We start from the raw sequence: 19242 nt of genomic DNA, 5'->3' as shown, positions 1-19242 counted from the left end.
CGGGACGGCCACGGGCGCCGTATCGTCCCGATGGGAACCCGTTGAGGAGGCACCATCATGAGCACTCCCGTGAACGCCGCCGTCGTCCGCTGCCCGGCCACCGTCTGATGGCGCTGCACAAGGGAGCCGGGGACTCCCGTCCGCTCGCGGTCAACCCGTTCTTCTACGGCGACGCCGACCCTGTCGGCAGCATGCGCACCGCGCCGCCCAAGCACCGGCTGCCGGACGGGCCGATGTCGCCGCACACCGCGTACCAGCTGGTCCATGACGAGCTGATGCTCGACGGGAACTCACGGCTCAACCTGGCGACGTTCGTCACCACGTGGATGGAGCCGCAGGCCGATGTGCTGATGGTCGAGTGCCGCGACAAGAACATGATCGACAAGGACGAGTACCCGCGCACCGCCGAGCTGGAGCGCCGCTGCGTGGCGATGCTCGCCGACCTCTGGAACGCGCCGGACCCTGAACAGGTCATCGGCTGCTCGACGACCGGCTCCTCCGAGGCGTGCATGCTCGCCGGCATGGCCCTCAAGCGGCGCTGGGCGAACCGCAACGCGGACCGCTATCCGGCGACGGCCAGGCCCAACCTCGTCATGGGCGCCAACGTGCAGGTGTGCTGGGAGAAGTTCTGCGCGTTCTGGGAGGTCGAGGCGCGCCTGGTGCCCGTCCAGGGCGACCGGCTGCACCTGGACGCCGAATCGGCCGTGGCGCTCTGCGACGAGAACACGATCGGCGTAGTCGCCGTGCTCGGATCCACCTTCGACGGATCGTACGAACCGGTCGCGGAGATCTGCGCGGCCCTCGACGCGCTCCAGGAACGTACCGGCCTGGACGTACCCGTCCACGTGGACGGCGCGTCGGGCGCGATGGTCGCCCCCTTCCTCGACGAGGAGCTCATCTGGGACTTCCGGCTCCCCCGCGTCGCCTCGATCAACACCTCGGGCCACAAGTACGGGCTGGTCTACCCCGGCGTCGGCTGGGCGCTCTGGCGCGACCACGACGCCCTCCCCGAAGAGCTGGTCTTCCGCGTCAACTACCTCGGCGGCGACATGCCGACCTTCGCCCTCAACTTCTCCCGGCCGGGCGCGCAGGTCGTGGCGCAGTACTACACGTTCCTGCGCCTGGGCCGCGACGGCTACCGCGCCGTACAGCAGAGCAGCCGCGACGTGGCGATGTCCCTGGCCTCCCGCATCGAGGCGCTCGGCGACTTCAAGCTGATCACCAAGGGCGACCAGCTGCCGGTCTTCGCCTTCACCACCACCGACGAGATCAAGAACTACGACGTCTTCGACGTCTCCCGCCGCCTCCGCGAAAGCGGCTGGCTCGTCCCCGCCTACACCTACCCGGCGGACCGCGAGGACCTCGCCGTCCTGCGCGTGGTCTGCCGCAACGGCTTCTCCGAGGACCTCGCCGACCTTCTCGTCGAGGAACTCTCCCGCCTCCTCCCCGAACTCCGCCAACAGGACGGCCCCCTGGACCGCCCGGCGGGGGAGGCAACGGCGTTCCACCACTGAGGGCGGGGGGCGCCGTTCGCCGGCCGGGTTGTGGTTCAACCTGCCCGGCGCCCGCCAAGTGCGCCGCCAGCGCCTCGTCGAGCGCGTCACGTGCAGTCCCCGCGTAGTCCGTCCGGGGCGTCTGCTCGGGGCAGACGGGCGCCCCTGCTCTCGGCGACCCGTAGAACGTCGGCCAGGCATTCGGAGAGGCGAGCGCTGACGAAATACAGCTCACTCCGCGGCGAGTTGGCGCCGTCCAGCATCTGGCGTGCGTGGAGAAGTACCTCCGCCGCCGTGGCCAGTTGCAGGGCTTCCATGCCGTCGGCCAGCCGTGACACGTAACCGTTGCCTACGTCGCTATCGAGATAGCACCGCTTCCCCTCGGGCGACGGCCACGGCAGTAATCGCGGTGCATGCCCCGTTGCCGCATCGATGGGATCCTCTGCCGTCCGGCGCCCGGTATCGAGTGGGGCGTCGGTCCTGGCTTGTCCGTTGGTCGCCATACAGAGAGCGTGTCGCGACGGTCGGTGACGACACAGGGATGGAACGTCCTAGTTTTGCGACGCTATTCGGCGACGCCCAGGAATGCCGCCAGCTTCCGAAGGCCCGGCGGTCGGACCGCACCCGTCCACAGGTCATTCACGATCGCTACCGCGAGTGTGTGATGACGCATCCAGGCGGGCGCCACCCGGTGCAACTTCTCCAGCGCCTTCACGGCCCCGTCCGCGTCACCGATGTCCGCGTAGGCGCGGGCGACGTCCAGCAGCAGCCACGTGCGCCAGGAGGGCGGGGTGTCCGGGCTCAGCCGCATTCCTTTGGCCAGGTGAAGGGCTTCCTCCGGCCGGGCGTGCTGGACCGCCAGGCGGACACGTTCGATTCGTACGGACGAGCGGCTGAACACCGAGACCAGTTTGCCGTTCTCCGGGGGAGGCAGCGTCACCAGACGGCCGGCGGCACGTTCTGCCGTCGTCATCATCTCGTCGGCGGTCTCGTAATCCCCGCTCCGCGCCGCGCTGGTGGCCGCCGACATCAGAAGACCGCCCCACACCCGTACGCCCTCAGCCGTACCGCCGTGGTCCCGCTCGACACCGTCCGCCGCGTACACCGCAAGGTGCGCCGCATCGTCCAGGCGGTTCTGCCGTTGGTACGCCCACGCAATGGAGTTGGAGACCATCGGCGCCAGCAACGGATCCGAGGACGCCTCAGCGGCGGCTATCGCCCGCTCGAGGCTCGACAGCGCAAGATCGGACTTGCCCAGGCGGATGGCCAGGTGACCACCCAATTGGAGTGCTTTGCCCAACGCCGCTTGGGCCGCCGCCCGATCGTGCCCACTGCCGACGGCAGCGGCCAGCCGGGCATCCGCGATGATCCCCGGCAATGCATCCATCAGCCGGCCGAAGTCGGCATCGTGATAGAGCGTCCACCCTTCGGCGATCTCCGCACGCAACAGCGGAAGTGACAGTGCCTCAGCACCTGACGACTCGGGCACGGGAGCGAACAACGGCGGCATGATCGCCCGGCGTACAGCGACCAGTGCAGGCGGATCGGCTTCCCCGTTGGACGGGACCCCCGGCGGATCGCCCAGCAGGCTCGTCAGTTCAACCCCGAGCCCCAGGGCCAGCGCGTGCAGGGTCGGCAACCGAGCGGAGTTCTTGCGCTTCTGCTCAAGCTTGCGCACCACATCGACGGACACGCTCGACCGTTCCGCCAACCCTTCCTGGGTCAGGTCCGCGAGCCGGCGAAGCCGCGACAGACGGTCGCCCAGGTGCTCAGATGCCATGCCCTGAAGCTACGCCCAACGCTCATCCGGGCGCAGCGAACCCCCGCACCCGGACCCGGTCGAAGGCGTCAACGGCGGTGCGGGAGTGGCCGCGAGCGCCGGCCGGGCTGGAGGTTCCAGCCAGGCCGGCGCTCACTCGCGAACGACTACGCGCTCACGCGCTCAGTGGTGCCAGGGCCATCGGGCGGACGCGGCCCTCGATCATGGCGCCGAGGCCCTGGACCGCGCAGACGTCCGGGCGTTCGGCGATGGTGACCGGGATGCCGGTGGCGTGGCGGAGCATGGCGTCGAGGCCGGGCATCAGGGCGCTGCCGCCGGCGAGCATGATGCCGCGGTCGGCGAGGTCGGCGACCAGATCGGGGGGGCAGCGGCGCAGGACGGTGCCGATGGCGTCGAGGACCGCGGTGAGCGGGGTGCGCATCGCGTGCCGGACGCCGTCGGTCTCGACCAGGACGGTGCGGGCGAGGCCGCTGACGACGTCGCGGCCGTAGACCTCGGTGCTGTCGAGGGTCGGGCCGGTGGTGCCGAGCACGTGGTGCAGCGGGCGCACGGACTGGCTCGGGAGCATCAGCTCGTGCTGGCTGCGCAGGTGCTGCACGACCGCGTGGTCGATGGCGTCGCCGCCCACCGGCACGGTCTCCGCCGCGACGATCGAGCCGAGCGACAGGACCGCGATCTGTGTGGTGCCGGCCCCGCACACCACGATCATGGTGGCCTCGGGGTGTTCGACGGGCATCCCGCAGCCGACCGCCGCGGAGATCAGCGTGTCGACGAGTTCGACCCTGCGGGCGCCGAGCCCGAAGAGCGTCTCGGTCGCCGCGCGCTGCGCGAGCGGGTCGCTGCCGTTCGGCATGCAGACGGCGGCGCGCACCATCGGCGCGCGGCGCCAGGACTTGCGCAGCTTGTCGCCGAGGAGGTGCTTCAGCATCCGCTGGGCCATGGCGATGTCGACGATGGTGCCGTTCGACACCGGCCGCACCACGCGGATGTGCTCCGGGGTGCGCCCGGCCATCTGCTCGGCGCGGGCGCCGACCGCGATCAGCGCGCCGGTCCTGATGTCGACGGCGACCACGCTGGGTTCGTCGACGACCAGACCGGTGTTCCTCAGGTAGACGCGGGTCCTGGCGGCCCCGATGTCGAAGGCGACCGAGCAGCGGCGGAGTTGGTCGAGGGTCGGGTTCACAGCAGCGCCTCCGCGTCGTCGGTGGGGCGGTAGCTGGCGAGGGCCCAGATGACGAAGACATCGATCGCGATGAGCGTGATCGCCCAGACGGGCTGGTAGGGCAGGAACATGAAGTTCGCGAAGATGCTCAGCGAGGCCAGGGCGATACCGGTGACCCGCCCCCACGCGGAGCCCGTGAGCACGCCGTAGCCGACGACGACCGCGATGACGCCGATGATGAGGTGGATCCAGCCCCAGGACGTCAGATTGAAGCGGAAGGCGTAGGCCGGGGTGGTGAGGTACACGTCGTCCTTGGCGATGGCGACGATGCCCTGGAGGATCGCCAGCACACCGGAGACGAACAGCATGATGCCGGCGAAGACGGTGCCACCGGCGGCCAACCCGTTGGCGGAGGAGTCGGCCGGTGGGCGGCTGCCGCCCCAGGCACCCCCCTGCGGTGTGGGTGGCGGTGTGGACGCGGTGGGTGAATCCTGGCTCACAACGGGCTCCCGAGATCGCGACGACGAGCGCGACGGGAGCATTGATCATGAAACTCCCGCCTTAAAGACAAAAGGATCAGCTGCCCGGAAAGGTCCCGCCACCGGAGATGGGCCGTCCGGGGGGTGCGGCCCGCTCCGGGCCGCCAACGGATGCGCATTCCGGCCCGTCGGCCCACGATGGATGGTGGCTGGGCGGTCCTGCCTGCGGTGACGGACTGACGGCGAGGGAGGCGGACGCGTGCACCCTGACGCCGACGCGGACTCGAACGTCATCCTGCGCGGAATCCTGGAGGGCACCTCGGCCGGCGTGGGCATCCTCGACCCCGGTATGCGCTACGTGTACGTCAACCCGGCGCTGGCCCGGATCAACGGCGTGCCCGCCGAGGCGCACCTCGGCCGGACCATCGCCGAGGTCCTGCCCGGCATCGACAGCCGCGAGGACGTGCTGCGCGCCGTACTCGCCGACGGGCTGCCGCGCGAGGTGACGTCCAGCGGGCACACCCAGGCACCGTCCGGGCTGGAGCGGCGGTACTGGCACGGCGCCTACCACCGGCTGGTGGCGGAGGGCGTGGTGATCGGCATCGTCGGGATCGTGCTGGAGGTGACCGCCTCGCGGCAGCAGCAGCGCGATCTGGAGCAGGCCCGCGAACGGCTCACCCTTCTGGACGCCGCCGCCACCCGCATCGGCACGACGCTCGAAATGGACGCCACCTGCGGGGAGCTCGCGGACTTCCTGGTGCCGCTGCTCGCCGACGTCGCCTCCGTCGAGGTGCTGCCGGTCACGCAGGGGGAAGGCAGCGGCCGCCCGGCGCCCGGGTCGCTGCGGATGCGCAGGACCGCGCTGTCGTCCGTGCCGAGGCTGCGGGAGCGCGTGCAGGTGTTCGGCGTGCCGGGGGAGTACGTGGACTACCAGGCCGGCTCCGCCATCCCGCGCTGCCTGGAGACGGGCAAGCCGCTGATGCAGAACCTGCTGTCCGACGAGGATCTCGTCCGGGCGGCCCCCAACACCGAACGCGTCGCCGCGTACCGGGCGGCGGGCATCCACTCCGCGCTCGTCGTCCCCCTCGCCGCGCGCGGCCAGCCGATCGGCACCGTGACCCTGGTGCGGGCCGGGGACTCCCCGGGCTTCACCGCCGAGGACGTCGTCGTCGCCCAGGACCTGGCCCGCCGGGCGGCCATCAGCCTCGACAACGCGCGCCGCTTCACCCGGGAGCACGACATCGCGCTCGGGCTGCAGAGCGCCCTGCTGGCCGAGCCCAGCAGCCCGCACCCGAACCTCGAGGTGGCGTCCCGCTATCTGCCGGCCGGCAGCAGCGCGCTGGTCGGCGGCGACTGGTTCGACGCGGTCCAGCTGCCGGGCGGCAGAACACTGCTGGCGATGGGCGACGTCATGGGGCACGGCGTGGAGGCGGCCGTCGACATGAGCCACTACCGCGCGATGCTGCGGGTCGTCGCCGCCGACGACGAGCCCCCGAACCGCATCCTGGAGCGGCTCGACGCCCTCATCGCCTCGACCGAGTCGGGCCGGCCCGCCACCTGCATGCTCGTCCTGGTGGATCCGCCGCGCGGCTTCACCTGGTACTCCAGCGCCGGCCATCTGCCGCCCGCCGTCCTCGGCCCGGACGGCAGCGCCGACCTGATCCGCGTCCCCGCCGGCCCGCCGCTGGGCACCGGGTTCGGCGGCTACACGCTGGCCAGGGGCCGCTGCAGCCCCGGCTCGGTCCTGCTGCTCTACACCGACGGCCTCGTCGAGCGCCGTGGCGAGGACATCGACGTTTCCCTGGCCCGGCTCGCGGCACTGCGGCTGACCCCGGAGGGCAGCCTGGAAGAGCTCCTCGACCAGGTGCTGGAGCGGCTCGTCGACAGGGCCATGGAGGACGACGTGGCGGTGCTGGTGGCCCGGGTGGTCACGTCGTAGCGCGGTGGCTGCGGTAGCCGCGGCCGTCAGTGCGCTTCAGCGGGCTTCAGTGGGCGGGGGCGGTGGCTGCGGTAGCCGCGGCCGTCAGTGCGCTTCAGTGGGCTGGAGTCGTGGGGATTGTGGAGACCGGAGGGACCGTGGCGACCGGGGGCGTTGACGGGCTGGTCACGGCGGGGGCCGGCGGCGCGAGGGTGATGGCGGGGGCCGTCGGCAGCTGGGTGACGGCGGGGGCCGTGGACGGGGCTGCCACGGACTGGAGGCGCACGCCGTGCTCGCGCAGCCACGGCACGGGATCCACCCCTGACCCCAGCTCGGGCGTCACCCGCACCTCGAAGTGCAGATGCGGACCGGTGGAGTTGCCGGTGCTCCCCGACAGCGCGATCTGCCGGCCCGTCAGCACCCGCTCACCGACCTTGACCTGCATCAGCGACAGATGCGCGTACTGCGAGAAGTACCCGTTGCCGTGCCGCAGGACGATCTGGTTGCCGAACCCGTCGCCGCACGTCGTCCGGACGACCGTTCCGGCCCCCACCGCGCGCACCGGAGTGCCCTCCGGCACGGCGAAGTCCTGGCCGGTGTGGCGGTTCGCCCAGTGGTCGCCGGGCGCGTCGAAGCCGGCGGACAGGGTGTAGTGGTCGACGGGCGCGATCCAGGGGGCGCGCACCCGGATGGCGGTGCCGGGCGACGGCATCTCTTCGGGGATGGCGTGCGCGCACTCCTGCGGGGAGGCCAACCGGGCGGATCTGGCGGCCTCCAGCCGCCGCAGCAGTTCGCGGGCCCGTGCCAGCTTGGCCGTGATCTCCTTCTGGAGCCCGGCCTCGCGCGCGGTCTGCTCGTCCAGCTCCCCGAGCGCCCGGTCGGCCGCGGTCCTGTCCCGTCGCAGATGGGCGGTCGTCGTCGCCACGGTGCTGAGCAGCGCCGTCACGGCCTCGTCGCTCTTGCGGAGCCGCCCCATCCGGTCGAGCAGCTCCTCGGGGGAATCGGACAGCATCAGCGCGGCGGCGGCCGGCAGCCCTCCCGAGCGGTACTGCAGCCGGGCCAGCAGGCCGATGCTCTCGTGCAGCCCGTCCATCTTCCGCTGACCGAGTGTCACCGACCGCCGCAGCCGGACGGCCGTGGCCCGCTGCTTGTCCGCGGCCCGCCGGGCCTTGTCGTACGCGGTGGTGGCGTCGGCGGCCTGCCGGTACATGGTGTCCACCTCGGCGGACACGTCCCCGAGCCGGTCGTCGGCGCGGGCCTGCCGCCCACCGAGGGAACCGTGCGCGGGATCAGGCAGGAGCGGCAGGACCGGCAGGACCGGCAGCGCCGTCAGCAGTCCGGCGCAGAGCAGGACGGCGAGCGACCTGACGGCCGACCCGCGGACGGACGCGGTTCCTGGCATCGGAGGATCATCGCGCCACGACCGCCGCCCGCGCCCGCTGGACACGCCGCGGGCCGTCCGCTCTCCGCCGTTCGGCCGGTACCGCGAAGGCGCGTCACCGAGGATGGTCACTTTCCGTGGTCAAGGCAGACAAACTGTTGTCTCCGTGGCCGTCGCCGGATCCCGGGACGGTCTCCCGGTGGCGGTCACGGCCCTGTCGTCCTCCCGCGCCCGCCCGCGCCCTTCCCTGCTGCCCGGCGCTCTTCGGTGTCCTCGCCGCCCGGCGCTCTTCGGTGTCTCCTCGCCGCTTGCGCTATTCGGAGTCCTCCAGCCGGAATCCGACCTTCAGCCCCACCTGGTAGTGCTCGATCTCGCCGTCCACGATGTGGCCGCGCACCTGGGTGATCTCGAACCAGTCGAGAGCGCGGAGCGTCTGCGACGCCCGGTGGATCCCGTTGCGGATCGCGGCGTCGATGCCTTCGTGCGAGGTGCCCACGATCTCGGTCACGCGGTACGTACGGTCGGTCATGGCGTTCTCCCGGCGTAGTGAGGGGCGGTGGGGGGCGGCGTGTACGTTCCGTCCTTCCGTCCACGGTGCCCGAAGGGCCGCCACTCCGCATTCCCGCAAAAGCGGACATAAGATCATGTACTCGACCGTGTTCCGGTGGATGCGCTGCAGCCATGGCCTGCGAGCGACGACGTGCAAGCGAAGACGTGTGAGTGATGACGGAGGAAGCGCGTGGACCGCCTTTCCGGCCGCTGGCCCGTCCCCGTCCGCTTCGTCCCGCTGGCCGTCGTCCTGATCGGCGTCTGCTTCGACCTCCTCACCCCCGTCGACTACCACGGCGGACCGCTGCTCGCCGTGGCCTGCGTGGCGGCCGGGGCGACGCTCTCGTTCGGCTCCACTCTGCTGCTCTCCGCCGTCTCCCTCGGGGCGATGGTCGGGCTGACGGTGTGGCACGGGTCCTTCGGCCACGTCCTGGGCGCCGCCGAGATCGCCAACGTGTTCCTCGCGGGTCTCATCGGCCTCGGCGTGAACCGGCTGATCGACCGCTACGGCCGGAGCCTGGCCACCGTGCGGACGGTGGCGGAGGCCGCCCAGCGCGCCATCCTGCCCACCCCGCCCGAGCGGATGGGCCCGCTGGACATCGCGGTCCGCTACCGCGCCGCGCAGAGCGAGGCGCGGATCGGCGGCGACGTCTACGCCGTCGAGGACACCCCGTTCGGCACCCGGCTGCTGATCGGCGATGTGCGCGGCAAGGGGCTGGGCGCGGTCGGGGCGGTGTCGGTGCTGCTCGGCGCCTTCCGGGAGGCCGCCGAATGGGCGGCCGACCTGCCGGAGTTGGCGGAACGGCTGGAGCACTCGCTGATCCGCGAAGGGGTCCGCCGGGCGGGTGAGGACCAGACGGAGGGCTTCACGACGGCGCTGCTCGCCGAGTTCTCCGCGGACTGCCGCACGCTTCGGCTGCTCAACCGCGGCCACCCCGCTCCGTATCTGCTGGTCGGCGGCACGGTGTCGGCCCTGGACGCCGCCGAGCCGGATCTGCCGCTCGGCATGGGCGGGCTCAACGGCTCCCGCTCGGCGCCGGACGCCCACCCGCTGCCGCCCGGCGGCACCCTGCTGCTGGTCACCGACGGGGTGACGGAGGCGCGCGACAAGGCCGGGGTGTTCTACGACCCCGTCGTACGACTGGCCGGCCGCGGGCCGTTCCAAGGTCCGCGGGAGGTGATCGACGCGCTGGTGTGCGACGTCGAGGAGTGGTCCGGCGGCCGCGGTACGGACGACATGGCCGTACTGGCCGTCAGCTACCACTGACCGGACCGGTGGTGGGCCGGTCCTCAGGGGGGGTGAGTCGGCGCGGTTGGGCCAGGTGCGCCACAACATGCGACGTACGGATGAATCGCGTGAAGATCTCCGTATGGACGACCAGCGCGAGGCGCTTCCGGCTCCGGTCCTGCGCATGGCGCAGTGGTGCGCGGCGATCCTGCTGGGCGCCGCCGTCGTCGCGCTCGGGCTGTGGGTGTGCGTCGAACTGCGCGCGGCCGTCGTCCCCGTACTCCTCGCGCTGCTGGGCGCCGCGCTGCTCGGGCCGCTCGCCCGGCAGCTCGTGGCGCGCGGGCTGCCCCGGGCCGCGGCGGCGGCGCTGACCTGTGTGGTCCTGATCGCGGTCGTCGTCTTCGCCGGGTGGGTGATGGTCCACACCCTGGTGACCAACGCCGCCCAACTCTCCGCCTCCCTCGAAGAGGCGGGTCAGCGGCTCGCCGACGATCTCGGCTCGGCCGGCGACACGATGAACAGCGCCGCGCAGGGACTCAACAGCCTCGGCGCGCAGCTGGGCGGTGCGGTGGCCAAGGGCTTCGTCAGCGGGCTGGGTGTGGCGGCGCAACTCCTCATGGGGCTCGTGCTGATGCTCGCGATGCTGTTCTTCCTGCTGCGTGACGGCGACCGGTTGCCGGGCGCGGTCCGCACGGCGCTGCCGGGCCCTGTGGCGGAACGACTGCTATGGGTCGGGCGGCGCGCGTTCGCCGCGATGTCCGGCTACATGCGGGGTACGACGATCATCGCCGCGATCGACGCGGCGTTCATCCTGATCGGGCTCGCCGCCCTGCGCGTACCCGGCGCTCCGGGGCTCGCCGTGCTGGTCTTCGTCGGCGCGTACGTCCCCTACGTGGGTGCCTTCCTGTCCGGAACGGTCGCGGTGCTCGTCGCTTTCGCCGACCAGGGGCTGGGGACGGCGCTGTGGACGCTCGGGGTGATCCTCGCCGTGCAGACGATCGAGGGCGCGGTGCTGCAACCCGTGGTCCAGAGCCGTACGGTCCGGCTGCACCCGGCCGCCGTGATGCTCGCCGTCACGGCGGGCGCGGCGGCGGGCGGACTGCTCGGCACCCTGATGGCCGTACCGGTGGCGGCGGCCGCCTTCGGCGTGCTGTCCGAACTGCGGGACGAGCGGCGGGCGGAGCCACCTGAGCCGCCGGGACCTCCCGAGGCGGCGGTCGCGGAGGAGTAGAGCAGGAGTAGAGCAGAAGTAGGGCAGGAGTAGGGCTGGCACTACCGCGCCCGTCCCGCCCCGGCGCCTACCGTGGCCGGGTGCAGCCCCTGAACACGCAGAACGCAACTCCACTTCCGCGCCCGCTCCCGAGCCCGCTCCCGAGCGCCTGGCAGGCGATGGCCGACCCCGCGTTCGTCCTGTCCGGCCGGCCGTGGCGGTCCGCGGCGTATCTCCTCACCGGCGGACTGGCCGGCGCCATCACGTGTGCCGTCCTGGTCCTGGGCACGGCCGTCGGCGGATCGCTCGCGCTCGTCCTCGTCGGGCTGCCACTGCTGGCCGCACTCGCCCTGGCGGGCCTGCCGTTCGGTGCGCTGGAACGCCGCAGGCTGCGCTGGATCGACCCCCGGCCCGCGCCCAGCCCGCACCGGACCCCGGACCGCACCGGCCTCACGGCCTGGGCGCGGCTGCGGTTCCGGGAGCGCGCCACGTGGTGGGAGCTGGGCTACACGGTGCTCACCGCGTTCGTCCTGTGCTGGTGCGATCTGCTCGTCCTCGGGTTCGCCCTCGCCGTTCCCGGTGCGCTGATGGCCACGCCCGCACTACTGGCCACCGAGGGCGAGGTGCACGTGCTCAAGACGCTGCACATCGACTCGTACGGCAACGCCTGGGCGCTCGCGCTCCTCGGGGCCGTGCTGCTGGTCGCCTTCTCCTATCCGCTGACGGCGTTCGCCGGGGTACGGGCCGAGCTCGCCCGTTTCCTGCTGGTGCCCGGCGACGACAGCTCACAGCGGCGGATCACCGAGCTCACCGACTCGCGGGTCCGGCTCGTCGACGCCTTCGAGGCCGAACGGCGCCGCATCGAACGCGATCTGCACGACGGTGCGCAGCAGCGTCTCGTGGCGCTCTCCATGACGCTCGGCCTGGCCCGTCTCGACGCGCCGCCGGGCAGCCGGCTCGCCGGGCAACTGGCGGTCGCGCACCGGGAAGCCGGCCAGGTCCTCACCGAACTGCGCGAACTCATCAACGGCATCCACCCGCAGATCCTCACCGACCGCGGCCTGCCCGACGCCGTCGCCGACGCCGCCGACCGCTCCCCGGTGCCCGTCGACGTCTCCTTCGACCTCCCGGGCCGACTGCCCGACGCCGTCGAGACCGCCGCCTACTTCGCCGTCTGCGAGGCCCTGGCCAACGTCGCCAAACACAGCGGCGCCACCCGCGCCACCGTGACCGGCGGCCACGACGGCACCCACCTCGACGTACGGATCCACGACAACGGACGCGGCGGCGCCGGCCGGCCGGCCGGGCCTCCGGCAGACCCCGCGAAGCAGGGCGGCACGGGTCTCACCGGCCTCGCCGACCGTGTCTCCGTCGTGGCCGGCACCCTCGACGTCACCAGCCCACCGGGCGGCCCCACCTTGCTGCACATCCGCATCCCGGCCCCGGCCGCACCGATGCCTACACGTCGAGCGTGATCCTGCCGCCCTCGGACGCCGCCCTGGAGACGCAGATCAGCATGTTCGTGTCCGTGCGGCGGGCCGTCGGGCTGCCCGCGTGGGACACTTCGCCCGCCAGGACCGGGAGGCGGCAGGTGCCACAGAAGCCCTGGCGGCAGGAGTAGCCGGTTTCGGGGCGCTGTTCGGCGAGGACGGAGAGGGCGGAGCGGTCGGCGGGGACGGGGAGGACCGGGCCGTCGGGGCCGAGTTGGAGTTCGAAGGGGGTGCCGTCGACGACCGGGGCCGCCGCGAAGCGCTCGAAGTGGAGGCCGCCGGCGCCGGTCGTGGGGAACGCGTCGCGCACGGCGGTGATGAGGGGCGGGGGTCCGCAGAAGTAGACGGAGGTGCCGCGGCCCGCTCCGGACAGCAGTTGTTCGGGGGTGGGGATGCCGTCCGTGTCGTCGGTGCGGACGGTGACCCGGCCGGAGGCACCGGCCATCGCGCCGATGGCGTCGATCTCGTCGAGGAACGGCAGGGTCGCGCGGCTGCGGCCGGTGTAGACGAGCCGCCAGTCGGCGCCCGCCGCGGCGGCGGCGCGGACCATGGGGAGGATCGGGGTGATGCCGATGCCGCCCGCGATGAACAGGCAGGCGCCGCCCGGTGCGTAGGCGAAGGCGTTGCGCGGGCCGTGGGCGCGCAGTTCGGTGCCGGGGGTCAGCGTCTCGTGGATCTCGCGGGAGCCGCCGTCGCCGTTCGCGAGGCGCCGTACGGCGATCCGGTACGTGGTCCGGTCGGCGGGGTCACCGCAGAGGGAGTACTGGCGGCGGCGCCCCGACGGCAGGTCGAGGTCCAGATGCGAACCCGGGTGCCAGCCCGGCAGCGGGCTGCCGTCAGCTGCTGTGAAGCGCAGGCTGACGACGTCCTCGGCCTCCTGCCGCACCTCGGTGACGACGAGCCGCAGCGAGCGGTCGACCGGGCGCGGCTCGCGGCGCTTGCGGCGGGCGCTCTGCCACAGCAGGAAGGGCGTGACGCGCGCCAGCAGGGCGAGGATCGGGTCCGGGCGCGGGTCGGTGGCGCTGCGTGGTGGCGGCGTCCGCAGGTCGTCCCCGGTCCCGGCTCCGGTCCTGGTCCGTGACCCGGTCCTGGTCTCTGTCCCGGTCTCTGTCTCGGTGCTCACGTTCGGTCCTTCGACGAGTGGAACAGGTCAGCGGTGGGCGGCGCGCGCGGCGGGCGAGGCGGCGAGGTAGGCGACGGCCTGGGTCGTCGAGCCGTACTGCGAGGGGTGGTAGCCGGGGCGCAGATAGCCGAAGTACAGCCGCACCAGGCTCTTCGGGCTCGGCAGCACGCCCTTGCGCGAGGCCCGGAACCAGTCGCGGAAGCGCGGCTTGTCGCGGCCCGCGATGCGCTCGGGGTCGGCGGCCATCAGGTAGCGCAGGCCCCGGACCCACCAGTAGACGAGGACGGGGAAGGCGACGACATGGGCGCGGACCCGGTTGCGGTAGCGGCCGTCGAGGTGCGTGAACAGGTCGTAGGCGACCGCGCGGTGCTCGACCTCCTCCGCGCCGTGCCAGCGGTAGAGGTCGAGGATCTCGGGGTTGTGGTCGGTGCGGTCGATCGCTTCGGCGTTGAGGATCCAGTCACCGAGGTACGCGGTGACGTGCTCGATCGCCGCGATGATCGCGATCCGGTCGATGATCCAGCCCTGCGCCTTCTTCCCGGTCAGCTCCCGGTCGCCGAGCATCTTGCTGAAGAACCAGCGCAGTTGATCGGTGTAGGGCGAGGTGTCGAAGCCGACCTTCCTGAAGTGCGTGAGGACGGTCTGGTGCGAGGCGGAGTGCGTCGCCTCCTGGCCGATGAACCCGATGACGTCCTCGCGCAGCCGGTCGTCCTTGATCATCGGGACGGCCTGCTGGAAGACCGTGATGAACCAGTCCTCGCCCTCGGGCAGCAGAATGTTCAGCACGTTCGCGAAGTGCGTGGTGAACGGGTCGCCGTCGATGTAGTGCATCGGCAGGCCCGTCCAGTCCCACTGGACGTCGCGGGGGGTGAGAACCAGGTTGTCCGGTTCGGTCGCGGTCATTCCTGCCCTGCCTTCCGTGCGGCGGTCGTCCTTGCGGCGGTCCGCTCGGGCGTCGTCACGCCCGGCGTCCGGTCGATCCGGTCGATGAGCCGTGCCGTGAACTCCGCGACCAGATCGGGGCGGAACGCGGGCAGCCAGTGCCCGCCGTCCACGATGTGGATCTCGGTGTCCGGCGCCCAGTCGGTGATCTCGGTCTGCCACGGCACGAGCACGAACATGTCCCGCCGGGGCGCGAGGACCTGCGCGGGCAGCGCGGCGTGGCGGGTCCGGGGCCGGAGGGTGCGGGGCAGCACATTGGCCCGGTAGAGCTTGAGTCCCGCACGGTTGCGGGCGGCCAGTCCCGGGCCGTAGCCGGCCGGCGGCTCACCCGTCTCCAGCCGCTGCGCGGCCTTGGTCACCGCGTCGAGGAGTCCCGCGCGGCAGGCGAGTTCCGCGATGCCGGGCAGATGGAGGAAGCCCACGTAGCCGGAGGCGAGCGACTGCCGGGTGAAGTGCCGGAGCTTGCGCGGGCTCGGGCGCAGCTGCGCCCGGAACCAGCGGCCGGTGTGGTCCAGGTCCGGGCCGGAGATCGAGGTCAGCGACGCGAAGCGGTGGGCGGTCGCCGGCACGGTCACCGTGTGCCAGCTCTGCACGGAGCCCCAGTCGTGCGCCAGGACGTGCACGGGCGCGTCCGGGCTGACGGCGTCGGCGACGGCGGTGAGGTCGGCGGCGAGCTGCGGGAGCCGGTAGTCCTGGTTCCTGCGCGGTACGCCGGAAGCCCCGGAGCCGCGCACGTCGTACGTCACCACGTGGAAGCGGTCCGCGAGGCGCCGCACGACGCCGTCCCAGACACCGTGGTCGTCGGGGAAGCCGTGCACGCACACGACCGTCGGTGCGGTCGGTTCGCCGTGTTCGTAGACGGCCAGCCGGACGCCGTCCGAGGCCGTGACCCATCGCTGCGACATGGCGGTCACGATGGCAGCTTGTTGACGCCGTGTCTACTAGTGGGCGGAGACTCGTCCGGCCGGATCCGCCGGGCGGGAAACGGGGTCCGCGGGCGGAGTACCGGGCCCACTCCCGGACGACCCGGGGCATACCGACCGGTCGTTGCCCCATCGAGACGCTTCCGCAATTCCTCCGATGCCTCCGTCACGGGCCGGCGTTCGTCACAGGGGCAAAGGCCGACGAGTCCGTGGGGGAATCGCATGAAGCGGTACGAGCAGCGGTACGGCAAGGGGTACGGGACGCGCTCCGGAACGCAGGACGGGACGCGTTCCGTAACGCAGGACGGCAAGCGGGCGGGGAAGCGGGCCGGGAACGCGCGCCGGGTCGCCGTGGCGGCGGCGGTCGCCGGCGGGCTGCTGCTCGCCGGGTGCAGCAGCGGAACCCCCGACGCGTCGCGGAACGGCAGCGCCGACCGAGCCCCCGTACGACCGGCGCCCGCACCGCCGAACCTGAACGGCGGACCTGCCGCGTCGGCGGCCCCGGACGGAGCGGCCAAGGACAGCTCCGGCGAAGCGCAGAAGCACAGCCGGGCGGTGCCCAGCTATCTGTCCACCTTCGCGCTGGACGTCGACACCGCCTCGTACGGCTACGCCCGACGCACCCTGGCCGGCGGCCGGCTGCCGGCCCCCGAGACCGTGCGCCAGGAGGAGTTCGTCAACAGCTTCCGGCAGGACTACCCGCAGCCCGAGGGCGACGGATTCACCGTCACCACCGACGGCGCCCGCACGGACGGCGAGGGCATCTACACCAAGAACGACACCAGGAGCGACACCCCGAACGACGTCAAGGGCACCGACAGCGAGGGCAGTTGGTCGCTGCTGCGCGTCGGCCTGGCGACCCGCTCCGCGCAGAGCGGGAGCCGGCCGCCCGCCGCCATGACGTTCGTCGTGGACGTCTCCGGCTCGATGGCCGAGCCCGGCAGGCTCGACCTCGTGAAGCAGGCGCTCGGCAGCTCCATCGACTCGCTGCGCCCGGAGGACTCCCTCGCCATCGTCACCTTCAGCGGCGAGGCGCGGGTGGAACTGCCGATGACCCGGCTGGGCAGCGTCGAGAGCCGCGGCCGGATCCACTCGGTCGTCGACGGCCTGGAGCCGCGCGACGAGACCAACCTCGCCGCAGGCGTGCAGGCGGGCTACAACGAGGCGGTCAAGGCCGCACGGCCCGGCGTCACCAACCGCGTCGTGCTGCTCTCCGACGGCCTCGCCAACTCCGGTGACACCACCGCCGCCGCGATCCTCGACCGGATCGGGACGGCCCGGCACGACCACGGCATCACGCTGTTCGGGGTGGGCGTGGGCAGCCAGTACGGCGACAAGCTGATGGAACAGCTCGCCGACAAGGGCGACGGGCACACGAGTTACGTCTCGGAGCCCGAAGCGGCCCGCAAGCTCTTCACCGAGCAACTGCCCGCCAATGTGGACCTCAGGGCCCGCGACGCCAAGGCTCAGGTCGCCTTCGACCCGCAGACCGTCAGCGAGTACCGGCTGATCGGCTTCGACGACCGGACCGTCGCCAACGGGGACTTCCGCAACGACGCGGTGGACGGCGGCGAGGTCGGCCCCGGGCACACCGTCACGGCCCTGTACTCGGTCCACCTCAAGCCCGGTGCCTCGGGCCACGTCGCCACCGCCACCGTCCGGTGGCTCGACCCGTCCACCCGGGCTCCGCACGAGCAGTCCGGCACGATCGAGGCCGCCGCGCTCACGTCCCCGCTCTGGACCGCCGCCCCGAAGCGGCTGCAGGTCGACGCCCTGGCGGCCTACTTCGCCGACTGGCTGCGCAACCGCGGCGACGCCGACCGCCTCCCCGGCGCCCCGGAGCTGCCGGTCCTCGCCGAGCACGCCACCACCCTGGCGAGCAGCACCGAGGACCCGGCCGTCCGGGACCTCTCCCAGGCGGTGACGCAGGCACGGCACCTGACGGGCTGACGGGCTGACGGACCGAACGGGCTCGGAAAGCGCTACTGGCGGCCGCCGAGTACGGCGCGGTCGGCCGCCTCGGTGCCGTGCGTCCAGCCTTCGTGGTCGCGGCCCTTGAGCCGGTGCGAGGTGGTGGTGGGGAACATGCGGGTGGTGGTGTCGCGGACCGCGACATCCCGCGCGGCGAGAGCCGGCAGCAGGCGTTCCGCCGGGAGGTCGGGGGCGTGGGTGGCCTGCTCGGTGGCGTCGGCGAGGCGTTCGCGGATACGGCCGGCGTAGGCGATGAGGAAGGACTGCCGGAAGTCCTTGGAGCGCGAACCACCGTGCCGGGCCTTGCCGTTGCGGCCCTTCCCCGAGCCGTTCCCCGCACCCTTCGCGGTGCGCAGCATGGCGGCGTCCGCTTGGACGAGCAGCGAGGTGTAGAGCAGCTCGACGGCCTCCAGGTCGGGCTCGAAACCGACGACCGTCGAGAAGCCGACGTCGCCCGCCCACACCGCCTGGCAGCGGTTGGCCGCCGCCACGGCGTCGAGGAGCAGCGCCTTGGCGCCCTCGTAGGGCTGGTCGATGCCGATACGGCAGGCTCCCGGACCGTCGGAGCCGCCCGCGCCCGCGTCCGAGGCGATGAGGGCCTCGTCGATGCTGTGCCGGGCCATCAGTTGCTGGGCCTTCGAGCTGAGGGCCTCGGCCTCCTCCGGGAAGTCGGTGGATTCGGCCTTGGCGAGCAGGGCGCGGATCCGGCCGAGCAGCGGGGCCGCGTGGCGGTGGGCGGCTGCGCCGGCCGCCGTGGGCGCCGCCACCGGCGTGATGCGGGGCAGCCGTCCGAGCAGCCGCAGCAGTTCCATGACGGAGACGGCGGCGGAGAAGCCGTCGAGCCGTTCGCGGCGGCCGTGGGCGGCGAGGAGCGTGCCGTCGCCGTTCCACGGGCCGGCCGCCGCCAGCTCGGCGAGCTGGGCGGCCCAGCGCGGGTCCTTGGACGCGGCCGCCGCGGGGGCCGTGCGGGCCTCGGCGGTGATCAGGTCGGCGGCGAGGCGGGCGTGCCCGTCCGTGAGCCTGCGGCGCGCGATACGCACCACGTCGGCGGGCTGCCAGCCGCGGGTCCAGCAGGACCGTACGAGCCGGTCGGTGAGCGCGAGCAGCGCGTCGTTCGCGGCGGAAGCGGCTCCCGAGGCGGCGGGACCGGAGCCGGCGGCGGCCAGGGCCGAGGCGCTGAGGTCGACGGCGTCCTCGGCGTCGGCGTCCGCCGCGTTGAGCGCGCGGAGGTACGCCCGCTCGATCACGTCTGCCACGTCGTTCTCCGCCACGTCCGCCACGTCCGCCACGTCCGCCGCCTCGCCCTTCAGCTCTCCCACCCGGTCTCCCATTCTGCGGGAGAGCCGGGAGCGGGAGAACCGGGAGCTACTCGCCCTGGGCGATCTCCACGCTCTCGTGGAGGTCGGTGGCGGCCTCGACGGCCGCCGCCGCGGACACCAGGAGACAGCCGGCGAGGAAGGCGGCCACGAGGCGCCGGCCACGGGCCTGCCGCAGTCCGGCCGGCGGTGTGACGTGCAGGAGCGCCGCGACGCGGCGCGGGACGGGGCCCGTGGTGGCGGCGAGCGCGGCGCTTGGGCCGGCCGAGCCGGTCGT

The 19242-nt window shown here is 72.7% G+C and carries 16 protein-coding genes and 1 pseudogene; 6 read left to right on the top strand and 11 right to left on the bottom strand.

Going from position 1 to position 19242, the window contains the following annotated elements; genetic code table 11:
* Nucleotides 1-107 precede the first annotated feature (107 nt).
* Nucleotides 108-1514 (top strand): glutamate decarboxylase, encoded by a 1407-nt coding sequence (locus G3I60_RS34970; protein ID WP_164295751.1) that lies wholly within the window; start codon nucleotides 108-110, stop codon nucleotides 1512-1514.
* 86 nt (nucleotides 1515-1600) lie between these two features.
* Here G3I60_RS34970 and G3I60_RS34965 read toward each other — a convergent pair whose 3' ends face one another.
* The 4 genes from G3I60_RS34965 to G3I60_RS34950 form a co-directional block, all read right to left on the bottom strand.
* Nucleotides 1601-1831, bottom strand: coding sequence for a hypothetical protein (locus G3I60_RS34965; protein ID WP_239070631.1), 231 nt, complete (start codon nucleotides 1829-1831; stop codon nucleotides 1601-1603).
* A 227-nt stretch (nucleotides 1832-2058) separates the two neighbouring features.
* The gene (locus G3I60_RS34960) at nucleotides 2059-3273 is read right to left on the bottom strand and encodes a helix-turn-helix domain-containing protein (protein ID WP_164295750.1); all 1215 of its coding nucleotides are present in this window, start codon (nucleotides 3271-3273) and stop codon (nucleotides 2059-2061) included.
* Nucleotides 3274-3427: 154 nt separating this feature from the next.
* On the bottom strand, nucleotides 3428-4456 hold the full coding sequence (mreB, locus tag G3I60_RS34955) for a rod shape-determining protein MreB (protein ID WP_138355863.1): 1029 nt from the start codon (nucleotides 4454-4456) through the stop codon (nucleotides 3428-3430).
* Nucleotides 4453-4935 (bottom strand): hypothetical protein, encoded by a 483-nt coding sequence (locus G3I60_RS34950; RefSeq protein WP_138355862.1) that lies wholly within the window; start codon nucleotides 4933-4935, stop codon nucleotides 4453-4455. Before G3I60_RS34950 ends, mreB begins: the two co-directional genes overlap by 4 nt.
* 238 nt (nucleotides 4936-5173) lie before the next feature.
* On the opposite strand from G3I60_RS34950, the gene G3I60_RS34945 reads away from it, so the two are divergent.
* Nucleotides 5174-6853: a SpoIIE family protein phosphatase gene (locus G3I60_RS34945; protein ID WP_244809234.1), complete on the top strand. Its 1680-nt coding sequence runs from the start codon at nucleotides 5174-5176 to the stop codon at nucleotides 6851-6853.
* A gap of 94 nt (nucleotides 6854-6947) precedes the next feature.
* Here the strand turns inward: G3I60_RS34945 and G3I60_RS34940 are convergent, their stop codons facing one another.
* Both G3I60_RS34940 and G3I60_RS34935 read right to left on the bottom strand, forming a co-directional pair.
* Nucleotides 6948-8234, bottom strand: coding sequence for a murein hydrolase activator EnvC (locus G3I60_RS34940; RefSeq protein WP_164295749.1), 1287 nt, complete (start codon nucleotides 8232-8234; stop codon nucleotides 6948-6950).
* A 292-nt stretch (nucleotides 8235-8526) separates the two neighbouring features.
* Nucleotides 8527-8742: a dodecin gene (locus tag G3I60_RS34935; protein ID WP_138355860.1), complete on the bottom strand. Its 216-nt coding sequence runs from the start codon at nucleotides 8740-8742 to the stop codon at nucleotides 8527-8529.
* A gap of 210 nt (nucleotides 8743-8952) precedes the next feature.
* Between G3I60_RS34935 and G3I60_RS34930 the strand changes: the two genes are divergently transcribed.
* From G3I60_RS34930 to G3I60_RS34920, 3 genes are all read left to right on the top strand, one after another.
* Nucleotides 8953-10029 (top strand): PP2C family protein-serine/threonine phosphatase, encoded by a 1077-nt coding sequence (locus G3I60_RS34930; RefSeq protein WP_164295748.1) that lies wholly within the window; start codon nucleotides 8953-8955, stop codon nucleotides 10027-10029.
* Between the two features lie 103 nt (nucleotides 10030-10132).
* Entirely contained in the window at nucleotides 10133-11221 is a 1089-nt protein-coding gene (locus G3I60_RS34925; RefSeq protein WP_164608141.1) for an AI-2E family transporter, read from the top strand.
* 158 nt (nucleotides 11222-11379) lie between these two features.
* A complete protein-coding gene (locus tag G3I60_RS34920; protein ID WP_164295841.1) occupies nucleotides 11380-12675 on the top strand; it encodes a sensor domain-containing protein in 1296 nt (431 codons plus the stop codon).
* Here the strand turns inward: G3I60_RS34920 and G3I60_RS34915 are convergent.
* The 3 genes from G3I60_RS34915 to G3I60_RS34905 are packed head-to-tail and all read right to left on the bottom strand — an operon-like array spanning nucleotide 12659 to nucleotide 15660.
* Complete coding sequence (locus G3I60_RS34915; protein ID WP_343241455.1) at nucleotides 12659-13813, bottom strand: PDR/VanB family oxidoreductase; 1155 nt, start codon at nucleotides 13811-13813, stop codon at nucleotides 12659-12661. The genes G3I60_RS34920 and G3I60_RS34915 overlap by 17 nt on opposite strands.
* A 27-nt stretch (nucleotides 13814-13840) precedes the next feature.
* Complete coding sequence (locus tag G3I60_RS34910; RefSeq protein ID WP_138355857.1) at nucleotides 13841-14716, bottom strand: metal-dependent hydrolase; 876 nt, start codon at nucleotides 14714-14716, stop codon at nucleotides 13841-13843.
* Entirely contained in the window at nucleotides 14713-15660 is a 948-nt protein-coding gene (locus G3I60_RS34905; protein WP_164295746.1) for an alpha/beta fold hydrolase, read from the bottom strand. The genes G3I60_RS34910 and G3I60_RS34905 overlap by 4 nt, the downstream gene beginning before the upstream one ends.
* Before the next feature lie 240 nt (nucleotides 15661-15900).
* Here G3I60_RS34905 and G3I60_RS34900 point away from each other — a divergent pair, with 240 nt between their 5' ends.
* Nucleotides 15901-17628, top strand: a complete 1728-nt coding sequence (locus G3I60_RS34900) for a von Willebrand factor type A domain-containing protein (RefSeq protein ID WP_164295745.1) — start codon at nucleotides 15901-15903, stop codon at nucleotides 17626-17628.
* Between the two features lie 32 nt (nucleotides 17629-17660).
* Here the strand turns inward: G3I60_RS34900 and G3I60_RS34895 are convergent, their stop codons facing one another.
* The gene (locus tag G3I60_RS34895; protein WP_343241454.1) at nucleotides 17661-18968 is read right to left on the bottom strand and encodes a DUF2786 domain-containing protein; all 1308 of its coding nucleotides are present in this window, start codon (nucleotides 18966-18968) and stop codon (nucleotides 17661-17663) included.
* Nucleotides 18969-19014: 46 nt separating this feature from the next.
* Nucleotides 19015-19242: pseudogene (locus G3I60_RS34890) on the bottom strand (M56 family peptidase); the annotation flags it as partial.

It is taken from the genome of Streptomyces sp. SID13666 (assembly GCF_010548325.1).
In the GTDB taxonomy this organism is placed as follows: Bacteria; Actinomycetota; Actinomycetes; order Streptomycetales; family Streptomycetaceae; genus Actinacidiphila; species Actinacidiphila fildesensis.
This window is presented reverse-complemented; position numbering and strand designations above follow the sequence as displayed.